18 protein-coding genes are annotated in these 23,574 nt (G+C 76.2%); 9 read left to right on the top strand and 9 right to left on the bottom strand.

The genetic code is table 11. From position 1 onward, the window contains the following. Positions 1 to 39: 39 nt before the first annotated feature. From ACWEMJ_RS12185 to ACWEMJ_RS12195, 3 genes are all read right to left on the bottom strand, one after another. A complete protein-coding gene (locus tag ACWEMJ_RS12185; RefSeq protein WP_452136918.1) occupies positions 40 to 5,064 on the bottom strand; it encodes a hypothetical protein in 5,025 nt (1,674 codons plus the stop codon). Further along, positions 5,061 to 5,915: a DUF4132 domain-containing protein gene (locus ACWEMJ_RS12190; protein ID WP_452136919.1), complete on the bottom strand. Its 855-nt coding sequence runs from the start codon at positions 5,913 to 5,915 to the stop codon at positions 5,061 to 5,063. Before ACWEMJ_RS12190 ends, ACWEMJ_RS12185 begins: the two co-directional genes overlap by 4 nt. A 123-nt stretch (positions 5,916 to 6,038) precedes the next feature. Continuing rightward, on the bottom strand, positions 6,039 to 6,704 hold the full coding sequence (locus tag ACWEMJ_RS12195) for a DUF4232 domain-containing protein (RefSeq protein WP_452136920.1): 666 nt from the start codon (positions 6,702 to 6,704) through the stop codon (positions 6,039 to 6,041). 206 nt (positions 6,705 to 6,910) lie between these two features. Between ACWEMJ_RS12195 and ACWEMJ_RS12200 the strand changes: the two genes are divergently transcribed. From ACWEMJ_RS12200 to ACWEMJ_RS12215, 4 genes are all read left to right on the top strand, one after another. Continuing rightward, positions 6,911 to 7,663 carry a phosphotransferase family protein gene (locus ACWEMJ_RS12200; protein WP_452136921.1) on the top strand — a complete coding sequence of 251 codons (753 nt, stop codon included), beginning with the start codon at positions 6,911 to 6,913 and terminating at the stop codon, positions 7,661 to 7,663. Between the two features lie 244 nt (positions 7,664 to 7,907). Continuing rightward, positions 7,908 to 10,106 (top strand): MMPL family transporter, encoded by a 2,199-nt coding sequence (locus ACWEMJ_RS12205; protein ID WP_452136922.1) that lies wholly within the window; start codon positions 7,908 to 7,910, stop codon positions 10,104 to 10,106. Between the two features lie 180 nt (positions 10,107 to 10,286). Next, positions 10,287 to 11,501: a sensor histidine kinase gene (locus ACWEMJ_RS12210; protein WP_452136923.1), complete on the top strand. Its 1,215-nt coding sequence runs from the start codon at positions 10,287 to 10,289 to the stop codon at positions 11,499 to 11,501. Beyond that, positions 11,498 to 12,178, top strand: coding sequence for a response regulator (locus tag ACWEMJ_RS12215; protein ID WP_452136924.1), 681 nt, complete (start codon positions 11,498 to 11,500; stop codon positions 12,176 to 12,178). The genes ACWEMJ_RS12210 and ACWEMJ_RS12215 overlap by 4 nt, the downstream gene beginning before the upstream one ends. Positions 12,179 to 12,200: 22 nt before the next feature. Here the strand turns inward: ACWEMJ_RS12215 and ACWEMJ_RS12220 are convergent, their stop codons facing one another. From ACWEMJ_RS12220 to ACWEMJ_RS12230, 3 genes are all read right to left on the bottom strand, one after another. Then, the gene (locus ACWEMJ_RS12220; protein WP_452136925.1) at positions 12,201 to 13,997 is read right to left on the bottom strand and encodes a glycoside hydrolase family 3 protein; all 1,797 of its coding nucleotides are present in this window, start codon (positions 13,995 to 13,997) and stop codon (positions 12,201 to 12,203) included. After that, positions 13,997 to 14,746, bottom strand: a complete 750-nt coding sequence (locus ACWEMJ_RS12225) for a tyrosine-protein phosphatase (RefSeq protein ID WP_452136926.1) — start codon at positions 14,744 to 14,746, stop codon at positions 13,997 to 13,999. The genes ACWEMJ_RS12220 and ACWEMJ_RS12225 overlap by 1 nt, the downstream gene beginning before the upstream one ends. Positions 14,747 to 14,976: 230 nt before the next feature. Further along, complete coding sequence (locus tag ACWEMJ_RS12230) at positions 14,977 to 15,600, bottom strand: TetR family transcriptional regulator (protein WP_452136927.1); 624 nt, start codon at positions 15,598 to 15,600, stop codon at positions 14,977 to 14,979. A 256-nt stretch (positions 15,601 to 15,856) separates the two neighbouring features. Here ACWEMJ_RS12230 and ACWEMJ_RS12235 point away from each other — a divergent pair, with 256 nt between their 5' ends. Genes ACWEMJ_RS12235 through ACWEMJ_RS12255 form a run of 5 tightly spaced genes read left to right on the top strand, consistent with a single transcriptional unit; the run spans position 15,857 to position 21,182 of the window. Then, positions 15,857 to 17,404 (top strand): ABC transporter substrate-binding protein, encoded by a 1,548-nt coding sequence (locus tag ACWEMJ_RS12235; protein ID WP_452136928.1) that lies wholly within the window; start codon positions 15,857 to 15,859, stop codon positions 17,402 to 17,404. Beyond that, on the top strand, positions 17,401 to 18,360 hold the full coding sequence (locus ACWEMJ_RS12240) for an ABC transporter permease (protein WP_452136929.1): 960 nt from the start codon (positions 17,401 to 17,403) through the stop codon (positions 18,358 to 18,360). Before ACWEMJ_RS12235 ends, ACWEMJ_RS12240 begins: the two co-directional genes overlap by 4 nt. Continuing rightward, on the top strand, positions 18,347 to 19,198 hold the full coding sequence (locus ACWEMJ_RS12245) for an ABC transporter permease (RefSeq protein ID WP_452136930.1): 852 nt from the start codon (positions 18,347 to 18,349) through the stop codon (positions 19,196 to 19,198). Before ACWEMJ_RS12240 ends, ACWEMJ_RS12245 begins: the two co-directional genes overlap by 14 nt. Beyond that, the gene (locus ACWEMJ_RS12250) at positions 19,195 to 20,199 is read left to right on the top strand and encodes an ABC transporter ATP-binding protein (protein ID WP_452136931.1); all 1,005 of its coding nucleotides are present in this window, start codon (positions 19,195 to 19,197) and stop codon (positions 20,197 to 20,199) included. Before ACWEMJ_RS12245 ends, ACWEMJ_RS12250 begins: the two co-directional genes overlap by 4 nt. Continuing rightward, positions 20,196 to 21,182, top strand: coding sequence for an ABC transporter ATP-binding protein (locus tag ACWEMJ_RS12255; RefSeq protein WP_452136932.1), 987 nt, complete (start codon positions 20,196 to 20,198; stop codon positions 21,180 to 21,182). The genes ACWEMJ_RS12250 and ACWEMJ_RS12255 overlap by 4 nt, the downstream gene beginning before the upstream one ends. Here the strand turns inward: ACWEMJ_RS12255 and ACWEMJ_RS12260 are convergent. From ACWEMJ_RS12260 to ACWEMJ_RS12270, 3 genes are all read right to left on the bottom strand, one after another. After that, positions 21,176 to 21,646: a DUF2231 domain-containing protein gene (locus ACWEMJ_RS12260; RefSeq protein ID WP_452136933.1), complete on the bottom strand. Its 471-nt coding sequence runs from the start codon at positions 21,644 to 21,646 to the stop codon at positions 21,176 to 21,178. The two genes, ACWEMJ_RS12255 and ACWEMJ_RS12260, sit on opposite strands and share 7 nt — an antisense overlap. An 84-nt stretch (positions 21,647 to 21,730) precedes the next feature. Further along, on the bottom strand, positions 21,731 to 22,525 hold the full coding sequence (locus ACWEMJ_RS12265; protein ID WP_452136934.1) for an ABC transporter ATP-binding protein: 795 nt from the start codon (positions 22,523 to 22,525) through the stop codon (positions 21,731 to 21,733). Beyond that, positions 22,522 to 23,574 carry a FecCD family ABC transporter permease gene (locus ACWEMJ_RS12270; RefSeq protein WP_452136935.1) on the bottom strand — a complete coding sequence of 351 codons (1,053 nt, stop codon included), beginning with the start codon at positions 23,572 to 23,574 and terminating at the stop codon, positions 22,522 to 22,524. The genes ACWEMJ_RS12265 and ACWEMJ_RS12270 overlap by 4 nt, the downstream gene beginning before the upstream one ends.

A 23,574-nucleotide genomic window follows, 5' to 3' on the forward strand; every position in this document is an offset into this window, starting at 1 on the left:
TGCTCGGCTGCGCGCTCTTCGGCGCGCCGATCGGCGTGCTCATCGGCGGCCTCGCCGACGGGCGGGCGTGGTGAGCTGTTCGTAGCCGGGCCGGTCGCCGGCGGTGTGGCGCTGCCAGGCGAGGGCGAACAGGTCGGGCGCCGGCAGGTGCGGCAGGATCGGCCGGTCGGCCGGGAGCTCGTACAGGCCGGCCTTCCAGACCTCGACGGGCAGGCCGGGCGATTTGGCTTCCTGCCAGCCGCCGGGCAGGAACAGGCTGCGGCCGGCCCGCGACCGCTTGGCCTCCAACACCAGGTCGGTGGCGGCGAGTTCGGCCCGGGCGCGCTTGAGGCGGGCGGGTTTCCAGCCGGTCCGCAGGGCGGTCCTGCGGTCGGTGGGGTCGGGCAGGGCGAGCAGTTGCAGGTAGAGGGCGGCGGCGTCCTCGCCGAGGCCGAGGGTCCGGGCGGCCTCGGCGACCAGGGCGGGGGCGCTGCGGAGCGGGTCCTGCGGCCGGCCGGCGGGTTCGTCGGCGGCGCTGCCGTGCTGGACGAGCCGGGTCAGGTCGTCGCCGAGCAGGGCGCGCAGCGCGGTGAGCGTGCGGTGGACGCTGGGCGCGTCGACCAGGTCGGCGAGCAGGTCGAACAGCGGGTCGTCGGCGCCGGTGAGCGCGGCGGGCCGCAGGTACGCGGTTTCGCCGTGGCGGCCGGAGGTGAGCCGGATCGCCTCGCCGCAGGCCACCGATTCGCTTGCCGCGCCGTCGAGTTCGGGCAGGCCGAAGCGGCTGCGCAGCACGGCGGGGAGGTGCTGCCCGCGGACGGTGGAGTACCGGTCGAGGGCGAGCAGCAGGCCGGGGTCGGCGAGGCGGGCGCGGATCGCGGCCAGCGCTTCGGGCAGCGCGGGGCGCAGTGCGTCGCCGTAGGGCAGGTGGTGGGCGAGCCAGCGCAGGGCGTCGACCGCGTCGGCGAGGTGGGCGTCGGGGAGGGCGGCGGGGTCGTCGGCGACCAGGTCGGGGCCGTACGCGGTGAGGCGGACGCGCTGGGTGGTGGTGCGGGCGATCCAGGCGGTGGCCGCCGGGTTGAGCACGGCCTCGACGGCGAGGATGCTGGCGCCGGTGACGGCGGTCTGCTCCTCGTCGGGGAGGGTCCGCAGCCGGCCCCGGCGTTCGAGCCAGCGGTCGGCGGCGGCCTCGGTGGCCAGTCCGGTGGTCCACAGCTGCGCGGGGTCGACGGGGAGCAGGGCGGCCAGGGTGGCGTCCCAGTCGGCGCGCCGGACGGCGGCGCGCAGCCAGCGGGCGGCGGCGTCGACCTGGGTGGACCTGAGCGCGTACCGGTCGAGCTGTTCGGGGGTCGGGAAGTCGCTCGACCAGGAGAACAGTTCGGCGGGCGAGTCGACGAGCAGGGTGGCGCGGGCCCGGCCGATGCCGGTGGCGGCGTCGAACGCGGCGACCTGTTCGGGCCGCCAGGTGACCGGGCCGTGCCGGTCGAGGCCCTCGGCGAAGCGGGCGACCCAGTCGGCCGTCAGGTCGTCGTGGATGCGGCGTTCCTCGGTGACGGTGAAGTCGGCGACGGCGCCGAACGTGCCGGACGGGTCGTGTTCGATCGCCTCCCAGTGCAGCTGCGCCCCGTAGCCGCGGCAGGCGAGCACGACCACGGTGCGGTCGCCGTCGCGCAGGACCTGGCCGAGGCGGGAGACGAGGGCGCTCTGGCGGTCCTGGCTGCCGGCGTCCTCGGCGAGGGTGACCTGGCGCAGGGTGCCGGCGCGGTCGGCGAGCGGGCCGCGGGTCAGTTCGTCGAGCAGCAGCAGGAGGGCGGAGCGGGCGGTTTCCCCGGTGGCGGGGTTGAGGGCGGCCAGCGCCAGAGGGGCGGTGCGGCCGAGCAGGTGGAGCCAGCCGTGGTAGCCCTCGCCGTAGGCGCTGCTCTTCGGCAGGGGGAGGCGGGCGGGGTCGATCGTCCAGCCGGTGGGCCGCGGCTGCGGCGGTGCGGCGGTCAGCAGGTCGGAGACGGTCCGCAGGCAGGCGAGCACCTGCGACTGGCCGCGGTTGCGGTCCCACGTCCGGCCGAAGCCGTCCAGGTGGCCGAAGACGCCCCGGACCGCTTCGAACAGCACGCCGTCCAGGCCGTGTTCGGGCCAGGCGGGGACGAACGGCTCCTCGGGCTCGGGCTGTTCGGAGGGCAGTGGCGCGAAGCGGGCGGCGAGCGTCGCGGTGTAGGTGGCGATCCGGGCGAGGCCGGCGACGCCGGCCCGCAGCAGCGGGTCGGTGACGGCGGGCAGCACCTCGGCGGCGGCGGCGAGCGGGACGGCGCCGCGGGCCGCGCTGCCCGCGATCTGCCGGACGGTGCCCTGGATCAGCACCCGCTCGGGCTTGGCCGGCGGTGCGGCGTCCTCGGCGTCCACCGGCCAGGCGGCGTCGAGGAGTCGGGCGGCCTGCTCGTCGGTCACGGCGCGCAGCGCCGCGGAGCCGGCCGCGTCGCGGGGGCGCAGCGCGTGCCAGTGGTCGAGGGGCGGGACGAGGGCGGTTCCGGCGGCGTCCAGCTGGCCGCTGTGGCAGGTGGTGAGGGCGGCGAGCTGGTCGCCGGGGCCGGTGGTGCCGTCGGCGGGGCCGAGCACGATGCCGCGGTCGGAGGCGGTCAGGCTCACGGCGGCGCCGCCGGGCAGGTCGAGCCGGCCGGCGGGGTGGCGGTCGTCGCGCGGGCCGGTGGCGGCCAGGGTGACCCGGCGGCCGTCGACGCCGTGGTAGGTGGCGCGGTCGGTGCCGGTGCGCACCCAGCCGCCGAGCAGGGCGCCGTCGGTGCCGAGCGGGGTGGCCTCCAGGCCGGGCTGGAGCGGGAGCAGCCGGGACTGCAGCGGCTGGAGGGTGCCGGTGGCGTCGGGGTCGGCGCCGAACAGCAACGGTGCGGCGGCCCGGCCCAGCGCGCCGGTCTGCGGGTCGTACTCGACCAGGGCGCCGCGCCGGTACGTCCAGTGGCCGGTGCCGTCGCTCATGACGGGGCGTTCGGCGGGCAGCACGGTGTCGCCGGCGTGCAGGACGCGGCCGCCGGTGGCGCGGCCGCCGCCGGGCAGCGGCAGGGACGCCCAGGAGAGGTTGTGGGGGCCGTAGTAGCCGATGTCGAGGGGTTCGCCGCCGGGGACGAAGACCTGGTCGGGGCGGCCGGACCAGTAGGCGCGCGGGCCGTCGGACTCCCGCCAGGCGACCAGCAGTTCGCCGTCGACGTAGCGCAGCCTGGGGCTGTACCAGCGGGGCAGGTCGGCGGGGCAGCGCAGTTCGTGTTCCAGCAGGATGCCGTCGGGGCCGACCACGACGGCCCGGTTGCGGCGGGCCAGGATCAGGGCGGGCCAGGCGTCCTCGATCTGCAGGCCGCTGCGGTTGGTCCGGCCGGGGACGCGGCCGGGGTCGGCGTCGTCGTCGGACAGGCGGTGCAGGGCCTCTTCCAGGGCGGGCCAGCCGAGTTCGTCGAGGATGCCGGCCCGCAGGGTGTGTCCGAGCAGGGCGGCGGTGTCGAGTCCGGCGATGCGGGCGGCGGCGGCCGGGTTGGTCTCGATGAGGGCGGGGCGGACGGCGCCGAGCTCGGTCAGCAGGCGGTGGGCGCCGGACAGGCCGGTCGCGGCGCGCACCTCGTCGGCGCGCAGCTCGGCCCATTCGACGAACAGGGCCTGAAGGACCGGGAATTCGGCCATGCGCAGGCCGTCCGGGCCGGTCTCCCGCAGGCGCCGGGCGGCGGGGAGGGCGTCGCGCAACGCGGTGCGGAAGCGCGGGTCGGCGGCGACGGCCGCGAGGTCGCGGCGGCCGGGGCCGCCGTGCTCCAGCCAGTTGTCCAGGTCGATGGCGGGCGGCTCGGCCGGGTCGGCGACCGGCACCTGCTCGGCGAGCAGCAGGTCGAGCAGGTTGAGCGCCGTGGGGTGGCTCGGCGCGAGCTCGACCGGGACGGCCTCGGTGCGCAGCCGCTCGGCCATCCGGGCGGCGAGGTCGAGGGTGGCGGCGCAGGCGGGGCGGGAGCGCCAGCCGCGGTCGAGGTGGGCGTTCCAGCGCTGGAGCCAGCGGGCGGCGGGCTCCTGGCCGACGGCCTGCGGGTCAGTGAGCAGCCGGTCGGCGCCGGTGTCGTGGAGCAGCGCCAGCCAGTCGCTGTCGGTGGCGGCGTCGTCCTTGGCACCGGTGGGGGTCGGCAGGATCTCCAGCAGCCGGGCGCGGACGCTCGCGTCCCGGCCGGCCAGGTCGACCAGGGCGGCGCGCCAGGCCGTCCACACGGCGGCGGGGGTGCGGCCGACGGCGGGCGAGGTGAGCAGTTCGCCGATCAGCAGCTGTTCCTGCTCCCGCCGTTCCAGGCCGGCGGCCCGGATCAGCTGCCGGGCGTCCTCGGCGATGCCCGCGTAGGGGGGCATGCCGGCGGCGGAGCGCTCCGCGCACAGCTGCCGGAAGCGCTGCCACGCGGCGTGCGCGTCGAGCCGCCCGGCGAGGGCCTTCACGTACTGGCGCAGGGCCTTGACGGTGAGTGCGCCGCCGAGCGCGAACTCCAGGAAGACGGCGCGCAGCCGTTCCTCGTCGACGGGCAGGCTGTGGGTGCGTTCGGCTTCGCGGGCCTTGCCGAAGTAGGTCGCGGCGTAGGTCTGGTTGCCCTGTTCGAGGAAGATCCGGCCGACCTGTTCGCAGTAGGTGGGCAGGAAGTGCGGGACGGCGCGGCCGAGGCGGGCGGCGAGCTCGTCGAAGCCGTCCTTGGCGTGGCCGGGCTTGGACTTGACGAGGCGGGCGAGGTGCTCCATCTCCTTGACCACGGCGAGCGCGTGGTGGCCGTTGGCGGGGTCGTTGACCAGCGCCCAGGCGGGGAAGCCGAGGGCCTCCTGGCGGACCTGGCCGACCTCGGCGGGCTCGGCGGCGGGGGCGAGGCCGAGGAAGTCGACGGCGAGGTCCTCGGCCTCGCCGAGCGCGGCGGGCACCAGGCGGACGACGGTGCGGCCGTCCAGTGCCGGGTGCCGGTAGCTGCGGGCGGTGAGCGTGTCGGTGGTGCTGTCGACGCCCTCGACGGCGGCGATCGTGCCGACGGGCAGGACGGCGCCCGCGTCGAGCAGGTGGTCGTGGTGCTGCTGCGTCATGCCGACGCCTCCTCTTCGAGCGTGCGGCCCGCGTACAGCGCGGCGGCCATCCTCATGCCTTCGGACCAGGCGACCGGGCCGACCTCGCCGAGCGGCACCGGCCGCCCGTCGGCGGCGGCCCAGCCCAACGGGCCGGTCTCGCACTGGTCGTACTCGTAGTAGTCGCCGACCCAGACCCGGGCCTCCAGCGCGCGGCCGCCGTCGACCAGCGGCGCGACCGCGTACCCGCCGCGGACCCGGTGGCCCGCGCGGGCGCAGCGGCCGACCAGTTCGCGCAGCTCCTTGTAGCGGCCGCCGGCGTAGGTGTCGACCCGGGTGGCGGCGGGGTCGAGGTCGGCGGGGCGGTGCCAGACCTCGCGGTGCAGCTGCTGGAGCTGCTGGGCGACGTCGAGTTCGACGGCGAACTCCCGCAGTTCGTCGAGGTCTTCGAGCAGCACGGGGTGCGGTATGCGGATCTCGGCGTCGGTCAGGCGGACGGTGTCGCCGTCCAGGTCGACCACGCCGAGGCCGCGCCCGGGGGCGGCGTCGCGCAGGAATCCGGCGACGGAGCCGTCGGCGCCCGTCACCACCAGGTCGCGCAGCACCGAGCGCCAGGCCTCGTCGGCCCACACCTCGACGATCACGGCCGCCGGGACGGGCAGCGAACGCACCATCCAGCGCTCGACGGTGGCCAGGCACTGCCGCTCGTGCGCGGCCAGCCACTCGGCGAGGCGGCGCAGCCCGACCACGGCCGGGTCGTCCTTGAGCTTCGGGGGCACCGTCTTCAACCGGCGGCCGGCGGCGTTGCGGCACGCGACCGACCCGTCCGGCTCCAGGGTGACCTGGTAGTCACCCGCTGTCAGCCATGCCACGTTCGATGCCCTCCCAGCTGCTGTTTCCGAGCTGGGAGGAACGTAGCCCGTGCCACCGACAGGTGATCGTCCGGGGTCGTGGAGGCGCTCCCCGCCGCACCCGGGGAGCGCCTCGACGCCGCGTCAGGGCTTGGCGGAGACCGGGCGGACGTAGGTGACGGGGTGGGTGGCGCCGCTCTGGTCGGCCGGGTTGGCGCCGGTCCACTGGACGGTCAGCTGCGAGGTGTCGTCCGGCGGGGTCAGCACGATCCGGTCGACCTTGAACTCGCCGTCGCTGTCGCCCGGCAGGTAGTCGACGACGACGTACGCCGTGCCGCCCGGCTGCAGGGTGACCAGTTCCGGCTGCGCGGCCTGGAAGCGCGCCAGGCTCCAGGTGCCCTTGGGGCCGACCAGGTCCAGGCCCGGGTAGCCCTTCATGGTGCAGGTCGACTTCGAACGGTTGGTCAGCTCGATCTGCTGCGCGCCCTGCTCGTCCGGCGTCTGCGCCCCGCTGCCCGGCCCGATCGACGCCTTCAGGTCCGCCGCCGCGCACTTGCGGCTGCCGCCGCCGCTGCTCTGGCCCCCCGCCTTGTTCTCGGCCGCGGCACTGGCGGGGGCGCTCGGCTGCCCGGCCGCCGACGAGGACGCCGCCGGCGCGGCCTGCTGCCCCGGGCTCGCCGCGGCGGACGGCGCGACCGGCGCGGTGGCCTTCGCCGCGACGGTCTCGCCCGCGTCGTCGCCGCACGCGCTCAGCGTGAGGCCGAGAACGGCCACCAGGCCGACGGTGACGGGAAGTTGACGGGTACCCATGATGGTTCTCGCTCAAGTTTCTGCGACCCCGCGAACAGGGCCGGTGCGGTTCCTCCGCCCGGAACTCCCCGGGCGCACCGCATCCTCACGGCCCCCGATGGACGTTCGATGCACAGGCCTGCCCCGCGCACGGCCCGGGCCCGGACCGGCGCGGTCGTGGGAAAACCCGGCGACGGCGGCGGCCCGCGCGGGGATACTGGTCGGCCATGGATGAGGTCCAGGTGGTCGTCGCCCATGCCGAGCGGGCGACGTTGCGGGTCGGTGAGGTGTTCCTGAAGGTGGACCCCGACCGGGCGCGGGTGGATGTCGAGGTGGCGGCGATGGCGCGGGCGCCCGTCCCGACGCCCGAGGTGCTGTGGCGCCGGCCGCCGGTGCTGGCGCTGGCCGCGGTGCCGGGGGCGACGCTGGGGCGGCTCGGCGGGCCGGCGGACGGGTCGGCGGGGGCGTGGGCCGCGGCGGGGGCGGCGATCCGGCGGCTGCACGACGCACCGCCGCCGCCCTGGCGGGGCCGGGCCGGGCGGAGCGTCGCCGAGCGGGTGGCGGAGCTCGACAGGGAGTGCGCGGCGCTGGTGGCCGGCGGCCTGCTGCCCGCCGGGCTGGTCGCCCGCAGCCGCCGCGTCGCGGAGGTCGCGTTCCGGCCGTGGGCCCCGGCGTTCACCCACGGCGACCTGCAGATCGCGCACGTCTTCCTCGACGGCGGGGAGGTCACGGGCATCATCGACTGGTCCGAGGCGGGCCGGGGCGACGCCCTGTACGACCTCGCCGTCTTCACGCTCGGCCACCCGGAGCGCCTCGACGACGTCCTGGCCGGCTACGGCGCGGACCTCGACGTCGACCGCGAGGTGATCCGCGCCTGGTGGTCGCTGCGCAGCCTGGTGGCGATCCGCTGGCTGGCCGAGCGCGGCTTCGACCCGTTCGCACCGGGCTGCGAGGTGGACGTGCTCAAGTCCCTGACGTGAGCCCGGCCGGCGCCCGGGCCCGCGACCGACGGGCGGCGCACGTTCCCCGACCCGAGGAGGAGCCGGGCGGGCGGGTGTACTGCGGACGCAGTACACAGCTGTCTGCACAGGGACGACGACGCAGGTGGGGGCGGTGGCGAAGGATGGGTCATGCTGCGGGCGGACCGCGCCGGAACCGGTGCGCGGTGCCGCCCGTGGCGTGTTCCGCGACCGTGCACCGAACCCCGAAGGAGGCCGCTCCCCCGTGGCCACGTTCCTGTACCGCATGGGCCGATGGGCCTTCGACCGGCGCAAGCTGGTGACCCTGCTGTGGGTCGCCGTGCTGGCCGTCGGCGGATTGCTCGCGGCCAAGGCGCCCGCCCCGCCCGCCGACGCCTTCGCGATACCCGGCACGGAGGCGCAGAAGGCCTTCGACCTGATGAACCAGCGCTTCCCCGGCGGCCACGCGGACGGCGCCCAGGCCCGCATCGTGTTCGTCGCGCCGAACGGCCAGAAGATCACCGCGGAGCCGAACCAGCAGGCCGTGCAGAAGACGGTCGGCGAGCTGTCGCACGCCCCCGAGGTGACCGGCGCGGTCGACCCGTTCCAGGCGCGCACCGTCTCCCAGGACGGCACCACCGCGTACGCCACCGTCACCTACTCGGCCAAGGCCGGCGAGCTGTCCGAGGAGGCCACCGCCGCCCTGGAGCAGGCCGCGCAGCACGGCCGGGACGCCGGGCTGAAGGTCGAGATGGGCGGCACCGCGCTGGCCAGCCACGGCGAGCAGGGCGGCAGCAGCGAGGCGATCGGCATGGCGCTGTCCGCCGTCGTCCTGGTGATCACCTTCGGTTCGCTGGTCGCGGCGGGGCTGCCGCTGCTGACGGCCGTGGTCGGCGTCGGCCTCGGCATGGCGCTGATCACCGCGCTCGGCAGCGCGCTGGGCCTGTCGGCCACCACCGGCACGCTGGCGATGATGCTGGGCCTGGCGGTCGGCATCGACTACGCGCTGTTCATCATCTCGCGCTACCGCGCGGAGCTCTCCGAGGGCCGCGCCCCGCGCGAGGCGGCCGGACGGGCCGTCGGCACGGCGGGTTCGGCCGTGGTGTTCGCCGGTCTGACCGTGGTGATCGCGCTGGCCGGCCTGTCCGTGGTGGGCATCCCGATCCTGTCCAAGATGGGCCTGGCCGCCGCCGGCACGGTCGTCGTCGCGGTGCTGGTGGCGCTGACCCTGGTGCCCGCGCTGCTCGGCTTCATCGGCCGCAAGGTGCTGCCCCGCAAGGAGCGCAAGGCCGCGGGCGGCGCCCGCCGGGCCGCCGGGGACAACGGCGGCGCCCGCTGGGCGCGGTTCGTGCTGCGCCGTCCGCTGCTGGTGCTGATCGGCGGCGTGATCGGTCTCGGTGTGATCGCCGCCCCGGCGACGGACCTGCGCCTGGGCCTGCCCGGTGACGAGGCGAAGTCGCCCTCGACCACCGAGCGCCGCGCCTACGACCTGCTGTCCGAGGGCTTCGGCCCGGGCTTCAACGGCCCGCTGACGCTGGTGGTGGACGCCAAGGGCGCGCCCGACCCGAAGGCCGCCGCCGAGCAGGTCGCCAAGTCCGTCACCGGGCTGCCCGGCGTGGTCGCGGTCACCCCGCCGGTGTTCAACCCGGCCGGGGACACCGCCCTGGTCAACGCGATCCCGGCGACCGGCCCGGCCGACGCGAAGACCAAGGACCTGGTGCAGGCGATCCGCGACGACGCGTCCGGCCTGAAGTCCGCCACCGGCGCGAGCGTGCTGGTCACCGGCACCACGGCGATGAACATCGACGTGTCGCAGAAGCTCTCCGACGCGCTGGTGCCGTACCTCGCGATCGTGGTCGGCCTCGCGGTCGTCCTGCTGATGCTGGTGTTCCGCTCGGTGCTGGTGCCGGTGAAGGCCGCGCTCGGCTTCCTGTTCTCGGTGGCCGCCGCGCTGGGCGCCGTCGTCGCGGTGTTCCAGTGGGGCTGGCTGGCCGACCTGATCGGCGTCGACCAGACCGGTCCGGTGATGAGCATGATGCCGATCTTCATGGTCGGCGTGGTGTTCGGCCTGGCCATGGACTACGAGGTGTTCCTGGTCACCCGGATCCGCGAGGACTTCGTGCACGGCAGCAGCCCCTCGGAGGCGATCGTCACCGGGTTCCGGCACAACGCCCGGGTGGTCACCGCCGCCGCGCTGATCATGGTCTCGGTGTTCGCCGGCTTCATCGGGATGAGCGAGCCGATGATCAAGATGATGGGCCTGGGCCTGGCCGCGGCCGTCGCCTTCGACGCCTTCGTGGTGCGGATGGCGCTCGTCCCGGCGGTGCTGGCGCTGCTCGGCCGCCGCGCCTGGTGGCTGCCGAAGAGCCTCGACCGGATCCTCCCGGACGTCGACGTCGAGGGCGCCAAGCTGCAGTCCGCGGACGCCGAGCCGGCCGCGGAGCGCCAGCCCTCGACCGTCTGACCGGCGCCGGACCGCCGTCCGACCGGGTCCGAACCGCCGTCCTCCCCGGGCGGTGGTTCGGACCCGGAACGTTACCGTGGACGAGCGGGGCCGCCCGCCCGGGCGGCCCCGCCGCCGCACCCCCCGCTTCGAAACCCCCGCTTCGAAACCCCCGCGAACTCCGAGAACCAGGGCCCCGTGATGACCGACCTGTGGCAGCGCCTGCGCCGCGACCACCCTCGGCTGCTGGACGCGGCGGGCGGCGTCGCGCTGGTGGCGATCATGGTCCAGGGGGTCTACCAGGACCAGCACCACGCCGCGCCCGGCGTCCTCACCCTGGTGCTCGCCACCGTCTCGACGGCCGCCGTCTTCCTGCACCGCCGCGCCCCGCAGGCGGTGGTGGCCGTGACGCTGGCGTGCACGATCGCGCTCGCCGCGACCGGGCTGCGGCTCACCATCGCACTGTCCGGACCACTGCTGACGGCGCTCTACTGCCTGGCCGTGCGCACCGAGCGCGCCGTCTCGCTGCGCGCCTCGGTCGGCGCGGCCGTGCTGCTCACCGGGGCGGCGCTGGTCTTCGGCCCGGCCGGTCCGATCGGCGAGCGGATCGGCGTCCTCGCCTGGGTGCTGCTGCCCCCGGCGCTCGGCGACTCGGTCCGCAACCGCCGGGCCCAGCTCGCCGCGATCGAGCGGCGCGCGGAGCGGGCGGAGCGCACCCGCGAGGAGGAGGCCCGCCGCCGGGTCGCCGACGAGCGCATCCGGATCGCCCGCGACCTGCACGACGTGGTCGCCCACCACATCGCCCTCGCCAACGCCCAGGCCGGCATCGCCGTCCACCTGATGGACCGGCACCCGGACCGGGCCCGCGAGGTGCTCAGCCACCTCACCGAGGCGACCGGCGCGGCCCTCCAGGAGCTGCGCGCCACCGTCGGCCTGCTGCGGCAGACCGAGGAGCCCGCGCCGCTGGAGCCGGCGCCCGGCCTCGACCGGCTGCCGGACCTGCTCAACGCCTTCGAGCAGGCGGGGCTGCCGGTCCGGCTCACCGTCACCGGCGAGCCGCGCCCGCTGTCGCCCGGCGTCGACCTGACGGCCTTCCGGATCGTCCAGGAGGCGCTGACCAACGTCGCCAAGCACGCCCGCGGCGCGGACGCCGAGGTCGTCCTCGCCTGGACCGGCAGCCGGATCGCGCTGTCCGTCGCCAACGGCCGGACGACCGCGCAGCCCGCCCCGCGCACGGGCGCCCCGGGCGGCTTCGGCCTGATCGGCATGCGCGAGCGGGCGTCGGCGGTGGGCGGCCGGCTCAGCGCGGAGCGCCGGCCGGACGGCGGCTTCCAGGTCACCGCCGACCTGCCGCTGCGCACCGGCAACCGCGACACCCCCGCCCCCGACCCGGACGACAAGGACTCCCGCCGATGACCATCCGTGTGCTGCTCGCCGACGACCAGGCCCTGCTGCGCGGTGCCTTCCGCATGCTGATCGACGCCGAGGACGACATGGAGGTGGTCGGCGAGGCCTCCAACGGCCGCCAGGCGGTCGAGCTGGCCCGCGCCACCCGGCCCGACCTGGTGCTGATGGACATCCGGATGCCCGGCGGCGACGGCCTGGCCGCGACCACCGAGATCTGCGGCGACGAGGAGCTGTCCGGCACCCGGGTGCTCATCCTGACCACCTTCGAGATCGACGAGTACATCGGCCAGGCCCTGCGCGCGGGCGCCGACGGCTTCCTCGGCAAGGGCGCCGCGCCGGCCGAACTGCTCGGCGCGATCCGCACGGTGGCGGCGGGCGACGCCCTGCTGTCGCCCGCCGCCACCCGCGCGATGATCGACCGGTTCCTCGCCCAGCCCGGCCCGGCGGCCGGGGCCCCGGCCGGCGCGGAGCGGCTGGCGGTGCTGACCGCCCGCGAGCGCGAGGTGATGGCGCTGGCCGCGACCGGCCTGAGCAACGAGGAGATCGCCGAGCGGATCTTCGTCAGCCCGTTCACCGTCCGCACCCACGTGCACCGGGCGATGTCCAAGCTGGAGGTCCGCGACCGCGCCCAGCTCGTCGCCCTCGCCTACCAGTGCGGCCTGGTCCCGCCGGGGCGCCCGTCCTGACGGCCCGGCGGGGGCGGGGGGTTCACGACCGGGTGGCGTGCGGGTGGCCGCAGCGGAACAGCGGGTCGGCGGTGTCGAACGGCACGTCCTCCCGGGAGGCCTCGACCGCGGCCGTCGAGGACGGCAGGTCGAACGGCAGCACGCCCGGCAGCTCCGCCCGGCCGAGCGCCGCGTCGAGCAGCACGTCGTCCTCGGCGCCGAACTCACCGATCAGCAGCGCCGCCCGGTCGGCGAGCGGGGTGAGCACGGCGGGCCGGTCCAGGTGCACGGCGAACACGGTGGGCACGGTGTCGGCCAGCTCGCGCAGCCGCCGCGCCTCGTCCGCCGGGAAGTCCAGCGAGCCGCTGTGGAAGTACCGCTCCAGCAGGCCCTCGCGCTGCTCGTACGGCGCCCGGAGCCGGACCACGGCGGCGTCGGCGTCCTCGGGGCGCGGCACGACGGTGCCGTGGCGGGCGGCGGCGGCCGGGTCGATGCCCTCGACGTACAGCCGCGGCCCGGCCACCGGCTGCCCGGCGATCCGCACCAGGGCGCGCCGCTGGACGGTGCGGCCCAGGGCGCGGCTCTCGGGCGTGCCGACCAGCGCGGCGGCGGCGTCGGGGTCGACGTAGGGGTCGTCGAACAGGCCGAGGCGGAACTTGTCGCGCAGGATGCGGCGCGCGGAGGCGTCGATGCGCTCCTCGCCCACCGCGCCGGAGCGGACGGCGGCGAGGACCAGTTCGGGGTCGGTCTCGCCGCCGAGCTGGTCGGCGCCGGCCTCGATCGTCAGCACCACCTGTTCGGCGACGGTCAGTTCCTCCACGCCCCAGTGGCGCGGCGGGAGGGTGGCGACGCCGGGGATCTCCATGCCGGTGATGGCGTTGAAGTCGGTGCAGATCACGCCGTCGAAGCCGTACTTCTCGCGCAGCAGGCCGGTGATGACGTCCCGGTTGAAGTTGGCGCCGACCTCGGCGAGCCCGGTGCCGGAGGGGATCGCGTAGGCGGGCATGATCTGCGCGGTGCCGACGGCGAACGCGGCCTCGAACGGGATCAGGTGCTGTTCGAACGCACCGCCGGGGTAGACCAGTCGGCGGCCGGCCGCGAAGTGCGAGTCCTCGCCGCGGTGCTGCGGGCCGCCGCCGGGGAAGTGCTTGGTCATGCAGGCGACGCTGTCCTTGCCGAGGACGTCGCCCTGCAGGCCGCGGATGTAGGCGGTGATGGTGCGGGCGGCGCGCTGCGGGTCCTCGCCGAAGGTGCCGCTGATCCGGGCCCAGCGCGGCTCGGTGGCGAGGTCGGCCATCGGGTGGATGGCGACCCGGATGCCGACGGCGCGCAGCTCGCGGCCGATGAGGCGGGCGTACTCCTCGACCAGCGCCGGGTCGTCGGTGGCGGCCAGGCCGATCGGCTCGGGTCCGGCGCTGAAGCCGCCGCCGGCGTGCGCGGTGGCCGGGTTGGACGCGAAGCCGTGCCGGGGGTCGGAGGACAGCGTGACGGGGATGCCGAGCCGTCCGGCGGCGGCGAGGTCCTGGACGTGGTTGTTCCACTCGGCCATCGTGCGCGGCGAGGGGACGGCCATCATCGCGAAGTGGGTGACGCCCCGCTCGGCGATCAGTTCGGCCCCGGTGGGCAGCGGGACGGGCAGCCGCGGGTCGGAGCCGGTGATCATCCGGCCGTGGCACATCAGGGCGGCCTTCTCGGGGAGCGTCATCCGGCCGAGCAGGTCCTCGACGCGTTCCCCGACGGGCAGCCTGGGGTCCTCGTAGGGCTCCATGGTGCCGTTGTGGTTGAGGTCGCGGAACGGCGTGCCGTCGGTGTGGCGCAGGTGGGCGGTCGGGGTGGGCATCAGAGCACCGCCCCGGCGGCGGCGGGCGCGGCCTTGGCGAGGAACGCGTCGAGGGTGGCGGGGTCGGCGCCGAGTTCCAGCAGGAAGCCGCGGGCGCCGCCGTGCCGGGCGCGGACGGCGTCGAGGAAGGCGGCCATCGCGCCGGCGGGGGCCTCCAGCAGCGGGGCGGGCACCTTGAACGCGCCGCTCTCGACGTCGTTGAGGACCGCGCGGTGGCGTTCGGCGAGTCCGGCCCAGATCTGCGGCAGGGCCTCGCCGGTGCGGGCGTAGTCCTCGACGATGCGCTCGGCGGGCACGCCGAGCAGGTCGAGCAGCAGGGCGGTGACGAAGCCGGTGCGGTCCTTGCCGGCGGCGCAGTGCAGCAGCACGCCGCCGGGGCGGGCGGCGGCCCGCACGGCGGCGACGACGCCGGCGGGCGCGGTCTGGGCCATCAGCAGGTAGAACGCGCCGAGGTCGGCGGCGGTGGTCATCTCCGCCATCCGCGCCTCCAGTTCGGGCGAGACGGGGTCGATCGGGGCTTCGACGACGTCGATGCCGGCGGCGGTGACGGCGGCCCAGTCCGCGGGGGTGCGCTCGGCGGCGGCGCGCAGGTCTATGACGGTGCGGATGCCGGCGGCGCGCAGCTGCTCGACGGTGGCGGCGTCGGCGGCGGGGAACGGCTGGGCGGAGCGGTGCAGGACGCCGGGGCGCAGCAGGGCCGCGTCGGGGTCGGTCCGGTGCGCGGGGTCGCGGAAGTTGACCAGGGACATGCGGGGTCCTCTCGGATGTGCAGGGGCGACGTGCGCGCTGCGAGGGGGGTGGTGGTGCGGCGGCCGGACGCGGAGGGGTCCGGGCGGGGATGTCGGGGGGTGCGGGAAGGCCGCACGCTCGAAGGCGACATCGGATGCCTTGATGTCTATCCGGCCGGTCGACCGCCGCGCAAGCGACGGCCGGGTGAACGTCGGGCCAACGGCCGTGGCGGGGCCGTGAGTTGCGGGGGTCAGTGCGGGTCGGCGGGGCCCGGCGGCGTCACCTGGCGGAAGGCGTCCCACCAAGCGTCCATGGTGTCGTCCTCCAGTCCTTCGACGACGCGGCGGCGGGTGATCGCGCCGAGGACCGCGCCGAGCGCGTGCGCCCGCAGGTCGCTGCCGGGGTCGGTGCCGAGCCGGGCGGTGGCGATCTCGACGGTGCGCCGCACCAGCCCGTCGGTGAGCAGCACGGCGTGGTCGTGCACGGTGCGGATGCCGATGAAGCGCCGGCGCAGGGCGCGGCGGCGGGCGGTGAGCTCGGTGGGTTCCTCCAGGGTGCCGTCGGTGCCGTCGGCGGCGTGCAGGAGGGCGTCCCAGAGGTCGAGTTCGGCGGGTGCGGCGGCGAACGCGTCGAGGACGGCCTCGCCGAAGTCGGCGCCGAACAGCAGGGCTTCCTTGCTGGCGTAGTAGCGGAAGAACGTGCGGTGGGCGACGTCGGCGCGGCGGCAGATCTGGTCGACGGTGGTGCGTTCGAAGCCCTGTTCCTCGTACAGGTCGAGGCCGGCGGCGCGGATCGCCTGGCGGGTGCGCGCCTTCTTGCGGTCGCGCAGACCTGTCTCGGTGGTGGTGTCGGCCGCGTCCCCCTGGGGCTGCATGGGTCTCCCGCTCCTGCTCGCCGCCCGGTGTTCGCCGCCGGGCGTCCTGGTTGTCGTCGGGTGTACAGAACCACGCGTGGCAGGGGCCGCTCAAGGCACGTTCCGAACCGTCGTCAACTGGCCACATGAAGTTTGCACTTCTGCCTTTTGGCAGTACTGCCACTTCTGGAGGGTGGCTGTCGACGGCGCCGCGGCGCCGCCCGCCGGCCCCACGACCGGCGGCTCCTTCCCCATGTCGAGGAACCCGAGGAACCCCATGAAGCGGCACAGGCAGGCTCTTTCGGCGGCGGTCTTCGCCACCGTCGTCGCGCTCGGCGCGAGCGCGTGCTCGGCGTCGGACGACGCCGTGTCGGGCGTCGCGGCCCCGGGCGGCGACGGGCCGGCGGTGGACGGCGGCACCCTGAAGGTCGGCCTGGACCGGCCGTTCGCCCGGCTCGACCCGGCGGACGGCACGCTGACCCAGATGCCCGTGATGATCCTGGCCAACGCGCTGTACGACCCGCTGATGGTCAACGACGACAACGGCGCGGTGAAGCCGTACCTGGCCGAGTCGTTCACGCCCGACACCGACGCCACCGTGTGGACGCTGCGGCTGCGCGCGGGCGTGGCGTTCAGCGACGGCAAGCCGCTGGACGCCCGGGCCGTGGTCGACCACGTGACGCGGCTGGCCCGGCCGGAGACCAAGTGCGCCTGCGCGGCGGACGCCGCGAGCATCAGCGGCATGGCGGTGAACGGCCCCACCGAGGTCGCCTTCACCCTCAAGTCGCCGAACGCGGCGTTCCCTTCGCTGTTCACCCGCGCGCTCGGCTACGTCTCCGAGGCGCCCGTCGGCGACGCCCCGGCGATCGGCTCCGGCCCGTACACGGTGGAGAGCGTGCAGCCCGGCGTGTCGGTGACGGTCACCCGCAACCCCGCCTACTGGGGGGCCAGGGCGCACGCCGACAAGGTGGTCTACCGGGTGCTGCCGGACTCCGACAGCCGCTACCAGTCGCTGCGTTCCGGCGACGCGGACGTGGCCTGGGTCGAGACGCCCGCGCAGCTCAAGCAGGCCCCCGGGGACGGGCTGCGCACCGCCACCGGCCCCAGCTCCACCTCGACGATCCTGTTCAACACCAAGGCCGCGCCGTTCGACGACCCGCGGGTGCGCCGCGCCGTGCAGTACGCGATCGACCGCGAGGCCGTGGAGAAGATCGCCTACCTGGGGCAGGGCCGGGTCTCCGACGGCCCGATCGGCTCGGCCTCCGCGTACCGCGCCGCGAGCACCTACCCGGCCCGGGACGTCGCCAGGGCCCGCGCCCTGCTCGCCGAGGCCGGCCACCCCGACCTGTCGTTCGAGTTCCTCGCCGACAGCCGCCCCGAGGGCCAGCAGCGCGCCACGGTCGTCCAGCAGATGCTCGGCGAGGCCGGCATCCGGATGACCATCAAGCCGGTGGACCCGGCCGGCACCGCGACCGCCCTGACGCAGCGCCAGTTCCAGGTGATGGACTTCGTCACCAGCATGTTCGGCGACACCGACACCGCGCTGAACAGCCTGTTCCCGGCCGACGCGCCGTACAACTTCACCGGCTGGCACCACCCGGCGGCCGACCGGGCGATCGCCGAGGGCCGCGCCAGCCTGGACCCGGCGAAGCGGGCCGCCGCCTACAACGAGGCGTCGAAGGCGGTCGTCGAGGACGCCCCGATGCTGTTCCTGACCGAGAACCAGGCCGGTTTCGCCGCCTCCGCGAAGGTCGGCGGCCTGCCCGACCTGTCGAAGCGCACCGTCGTCAACCTCTCCCCGGCCGTGCTGTGGGTGAAGCGGTGACGTCCTCCCTGCTGGGCTTCGCCGCGCGCGCCGGACGGGCGGCGGCCGTGCTGCTGCTGGTCGCCGTCGCGGCGCTCGCACTGCCCCACCTGATGCCCGGCTCGCCCGCCGTGGCCGCGCTCGGCGTCACCGCGACGCCGGAGCAGATCGCCGCGTTCGAGGCCGGGCTCGGCCTGGACCGCAACGTCCTGGCCGCCGCCCTCGACTGGATCGGCGCGGCACTGCACGGCGACCTCGGGCACTCGCTGGCCAACGGCGCGCCCGTCACCTCCGAGCTCGCCGACCGCATCCCCGTCACGCTCGAACTGTTCGTCGCCGCCCAGCTGGTGGCGCTCGCGATCGCGGTGCCCGTCGCGCTGCTGTCGGCCTGGCGGCCGGGCGGGGCGGTCGACCGGATCGCCACCGCCGGGGCGTTCGTCTGGCTGGCGGTGCCCGGCTTCGTGCTCGGGCTGCTGCTGATCTGGCTGACCGCCGTGCAGCTGCGGATCCTGCCCGCCACCGGCTGGACGCCGCTCGCCGAGGACCCGCTGGAGAACCTGCGCCACCTGGTGCTGCCCGCGCTGACGCTGGGCCTGCCGGAGGCCGCCGTGTTCACCCGCGTGCTGCGCGGGCAGCTGCTGGAGACCCTCGACCGGACGCACATCGCCGCCGCCCGCAGCCGCGGCATGGGCACCGTGCGGCTGCTGCTGCGCCGGGCCCTGCGGCCCTCGTCGCTGCCGCTGGTCACCCTGATCGGCATCGGGATCGGCACCTCGCTGGGCGGCTCGGTGCTGGTGGAGACGCTGTTCGCGGTGCCGGGCGTCGGCACGCTGGCGGCGGGCGCCATCAACGGCCGCGACTTCCCCGTCATCCAGGCGGTGATGGTGGTCTGCGCCGTCGGCGTGGTGCTCGCCACGCTCACCGTGGACCTGCTGTACCGCACGCTCGACCCGAGGATCGCCCATGGCCACCGCTGAGACCGCCGTCGCCGCCCGCCCGGCGCGCACCGCCCGCCGCCGACCGCCGGCCGGGGTGCCGGCCGCGGCCGCCTGGCTGGCCGTCGTCCTGCTCGCGGCGCTGCTGCTGCCGCTGCTGCCCGGCTTCGACCCGCTGCACGGCGACTTCTCCGCGCCGTCCGCGCCGCCCGGGCCCGGGCACTGGCTGGGCACCGACGCGGGCGGGCGGGACGTGCTGCAGCGCACCGTCGCCGGGGCCCGCGCCTCGTTCGCCGTCGCCGCGCTGACCGTCGCCGTCGGCCTGCTGGGCGGCGGGGTGCTGGGCCTGGCCGCGGGCTGGTTCCGCGGCCCGGTGGACAAGGCCATCGGCTTCGCCGCGGACCTGCTGATGTCCGTGCCCTCGCTGATCCTGGTGATGATCGCGGTCTCGCTGCGCGGCCCCGGACTGACCGTGATCGGCGCCCTGATCGGCCTGTTCACCGTCCCCGCGTTCACCCGGGTGGTGCGCGCCCAGGTCCTCGCGCTGGACGGGCGCGGCTTCGTGCAGGCCGCCCGGATGATCGGCACCGCGCCGCTGCGCATCCTGCGCCGCGAGGTGCTGCCGCACGTCGCGCCCGCCGCGCTGACCTTCGCGTTCACCGCCACCACCGTCGCCATCGTCGCGGAGGGCTCGCTCAGCTTCCTCGGCTTCGGCCTGCGCCCGCCGCAGCCGTCCTGGGGCGGCATCATCGCCGAGGGCCGCACCACGCTCGGCAGCGCGCCGTGGATCTCGCTGGCCCCGGCCGCCGTGCTGTGCGTGACCGTCCTCGCCCTCAACTACCTCGGCGAGCACCTGCGTTCGAAGGGAAACCGCGCATGACCACCCCGGTCCTGGACGTCCGCTCGCTGAACACGGTGATCCACGCCCCCGACGGCCGGCGGCTGCACATCCTGCACGACGTCGCCCTGCGCATCGACGCCGGGGAGTGCCTCGGCGTGGTCGGCGAGTCCGGCTCCGGCAAGTCCGTGCTGGCCCGCACCGTGCTCGGCGTGCACGCCCGCACCACCCGCGCCGAGTCCACCGGGCAGGTGCTGCTGAACGGCGAGGACCTGCTCGCCGCCGCCCCCGCCCGGCGCGCCGAACTGCTCGGCACCGGCATCGCCATGGTCCACCAGGACCCGATGACCTCGCTCAACCCGGTGGTGCGGATCGCCGACCAGGTCACCGAGTCGCTCACCAACCGCCGCCGGCTGCCGCGCCGCGAACGCCTGCGCACCGCCGCCGAGCTGCTCGCCGCCGTCGACGTCCCCGACCCGGCCCGGCGGGCCCGCGCCTACCCGCACGAACTCTCCGGCGGCCTGCGCCAGCGGGTCGGCATCGCCGCCGCGCTGGCCGGCGACCCCGTGCTGCTGCTCGCCGACGAGCCCACCACCGCCCTGGACGTCACCGTCCAGCGCACCGTGCTCGACCTGCTGGACCGCCACCGCGCCACCCGCGGCCTGGCCACCCTGCTGATCACCCACGACATCGGCCTGCTGTACGGGCGGGCCCGCCGGATCGCCGTCATGTACGGCGGCCGGGTGGTCGAGAGCGGCCCCACCGAGCAGGTCACCGCACACCCCGCCCACCCCTACACGGCCGCGCTGCTGCGCTCGGTGCCCCGCGTCACCGGGCCGCTGCGCCGGGTGCTGCCGGCCATCCCCGGCTCGCCGCCGGACCTGTCCGCCCCGGCCGCGGGCTGCCCGTTCGCGCCGCGCTGCGAACGCGCCGAGCCGCGCTGCGCCGCCGTCGCCCCGCCCGTCCACGAGGCCGGGCCGGCGCACACCGCGTCCTGCCACTTCCCGCTCGCCGCCGAGACCCCCCTGGAGCGCACCCCTTGAGCGCCGCCGAGACCGCCCCCTCCCCCGCCGTGCTGCGGGCGACCGGGCTGGAAGTCGTCCACCGCACCCGCTCCGGGCCGCTGCACGCCGTCAGCGGCGTCGACCTGGCCCTGCACGAGCGGCGCACCCTGGCGCTGGTCGGCGAGTCCGGCTCCGGGAAGAGCAGCATCGCCAAGGCCCTGCTGCGGCTGCCCGCGCCCACCGCCGGCGCCGTCACCCTGGACGGCACCGACCTGTCCGGCCTGACGGCGCGCCGGCTGCGGGAGCTGCGGCCCCGCCTGCAGATGGTCTTCCAGGACCCGCTGTCCTCGCTCAACCCGCGCCGCACCGTCCGCGACCTGGTCGCCGAACCGCTCGACGCCCACCCGGGCCTGCTGCGCGGACGCGACCGGCGGGCCGTCGTCGACGAGCAGCTGGCGGACGTCGGCCTGCCACCGGAGCTGTTCGGCGGGCGCCGGCCCGACCAGCTGTCCGGCGGGCAGGCCCAGCGGGTGGCGGTCGCCCGCGCGCTGGCCGCCGAGCCCCGGGTGCTGATCGCCGACGAGGCGGTCTCCGCGCTCGACGTCTCCGCCCAGGCCACCGTGCTCAACCTGCTGCGCCGGCTGACCGAGGAACGCGGCCTGGCGACCCTGTTCATCACCCACGACCTGGGCGTGGTGCGGGCCGTCAGCGACGACCTCGCGGTGCTCCAGCTCGGCCGGCTGTGCGAACGCGGCCCGACCGAGGCGGTGCTGGCCGCCCCCGCGCACCCCTACACGGCCGCGCTGCTGGCCGCGGTGCCCGAACCGGGCCGCCCGCTGGGCGACACCGGCCTGCTGCCGGCCGATCCGCCGTCGCCGCTCGACCCGCCGTCGGGCTGCCGGTTCCGCACCCGCTGCCCGCTGGCCGACGCCCGCTGCGCGGCCGAGGCGCCCGCCGAACGCCCCGTCGGCCCGGGCCGCACCGTCGCCTGCCACCGGCCGCTGCTGCCGGTCGTTCAGTGAGCGTCGGCGCTGTGCGTGAGGGCGTCCTGCCAGGCGGCCTCGGCGCCGGAGTCGCCGATCCGGTACACGTCCACCACCGCGCCGAGGGCCACCGCCGCGCACAGCACGCCGGCGCCGACGCGCAGCGCGGTGGAGACGGGCCGGGCGCCGCGGGCGAACCACCAGACGGCGACGGCCAGCAGGAACAGGCCGCCGGCCCAGGGCAGCAGGCCGTCGCCGAGCTCGGCGTGCCGGCGCACCGCGTCGGTGCGCTCGACGTTGCGCTCCAGCCACTCGCCGGCCTCGGCGGTGAGCGGGACGGACGCGGCCGTGACGAACGCCAGCGCGGGCAGCAGCAGCCCGGCGCGGCGGGCGACGGCCGGGCTGAGCGCGCACACGATCAGCGCCAGCGCGGTCAGCGGGACGAACACCACCACCAGGTGGACCAGCAGGACGTGCGCGGGCAGCCCGTCGACCGTGCTCACCGGGGCTTCTCCTTCCGGCCGGCAGGGCCCGGCGACCGCCCTGGCGGGGCCGCCGGGCGCGGACCATGGTGGCAGCCGAACTTCTCAGTTCCCCATGAGCGGCCCTCCCGCCGGCGCCCGGTGGTCGAAGGCGATCAGCGGGTCGCCGGTGAGCGGGTGCGCGGTGACGGCGGCGCGGACGCCGAACACCTCGGCGAGCAGCTCCGGGGTGAGGACCTCGCGGGGCGGCCCGGAGGCGACCAGCGCGCCGCCGGCCAGCACGTGCAGGCGGTCGCAGACGGACGCGGCGGCGTTCAGGTCGTGCAGCGCCACCAGGGCGGTGGCGCGCTGGGCGCGCAGCAGGGCGAGCAGTTCGACCTGGTGGCGGATGTCGAGGTGGTTGGTGGGTTCGTCCAGCACGAGCACCTCGGGCTGCTGGGCGAGCGCGCGGGCCAGCAGGACGCGTTGGCGTTCGCCGCCGGAGAGTTCCGCGAAGCGGCGCCCGGCGTGCGCGGCCATGCCGACCTGTTCGAGGGCGCGGGCGGTCTGCGCCCGGTCCTCGGCGCTGTCGGCGGCGAACGCCCGCTGGTGCGGGATCCGCCCCAGCGCGACTATCTGACGCACCGTCAACTCGAAGGCGTCGCCGCGCTCCTGGGGCAGCGCGGCCAGCCGCCGGGCGGCCTCGGCGCGCGGCACCGCCGTCAGGTCGCGGCCGTCCAGCAGCACCCGGCCGGCCCGCGGGGCGAGGTGCCGGTAGACGGCGCGCAGCAGGGTGGACTTGCCGCTGCCGTTCGGGCCGATCAGCCCGGCGATCTCGCCGGCCTCCGCGACCAGGTGGACGCCGGCCACCACGTCCCGTCCGGACAGCGCGACGTGCAGGTCGTCGAGGGCGAGTCTCACCGGTTCTCCAGCCGTCGGTCGAGCAGGAACAGCAGGACGGGGGCGCCGAGCAGCGCCGTGACCACGCCGATCGGCAGCTCCTGCGCGTCCAGCGCGGTGCGGGCGACGGTGTCGACGGCGGTGAGCAGCACGGCCCCGGTGAGCGCGGACAGCGGCAGCAGCCGCCGGTGGTCGCCGCCGACGAGCAGCCGGCACAGGTGCGGCACCAGCAGTCCGACGAAGCCGACGGCGCCCGAGACGGCGACCATGACGCCCGTCAACAGGCTGGTCACCACGAAGAGTTCGCGTCGCAGCCGGTCGGGGTCGAGGCCGAGTCCGGCGGCCGTCTCGTCGCCGAGCACCAGCGCGTTCAGGGCCCGGGCGCGGGCCTGGAGCAGCAGGGCGCCGAGTGCCACGGCGGCGGCGGGAACGGCGAGTTGGCCCCAGGTGGCCCCGCCGAGGCTGCCCATCAGCCAGAACAGCACGCCCCGGGTCTGCTGCTCGTCGCCCGCCCGCAGCACCAGGTAACTGCACAGCCCGCCGAGGAACTGCCCGATCGCGATGCCCGACAGCACCAGCCGCAGCGGCGAGAAGCCGCCGCCGCGCCGGGCGACCAGCCACACCAGCGCGAACGAGGCGAGCGCGCCGCCGAACGCGGCCGCCGACACCCCGAGCGTCCCGCCCGCCCCGACGCCGGCCACGATCGCGCCGAGCGCGCCGAGCGACGCGCCCGAGGAGACGCCCAGCAGGTACGGGTCGGCCAGCGGGTTGCGCACCAGCGCCTGCACGGCCGTCCCGACCAGTCCGAGGCCCGCCCCGACCAGCGCGGCGAGCAGCGCCCGGGGGACGCGCAGCTCCCAGACGATCAGGTCGTGGGTGCCCGGCTCGGCCCGCGCGCCCGTCAGGTGGCGGGCGAGCACGGCCCACACCTCGCCGGCCGGCACCTCGACGCTGCCGAGGCAGACCGCGAGGGTGAGCGCGAGCGGCAGCGCCGGCAGCAGGAGGAGAGCCACAACTGCCTTGCCGCTGCGGGGGGTTGGTCGATCGATCGGGGGGTTCGTGGTCGCCAT

The sequence above is a fragment of the Kitasatospora sp. NPDC004531 genome, assembly GCF_053602195.1.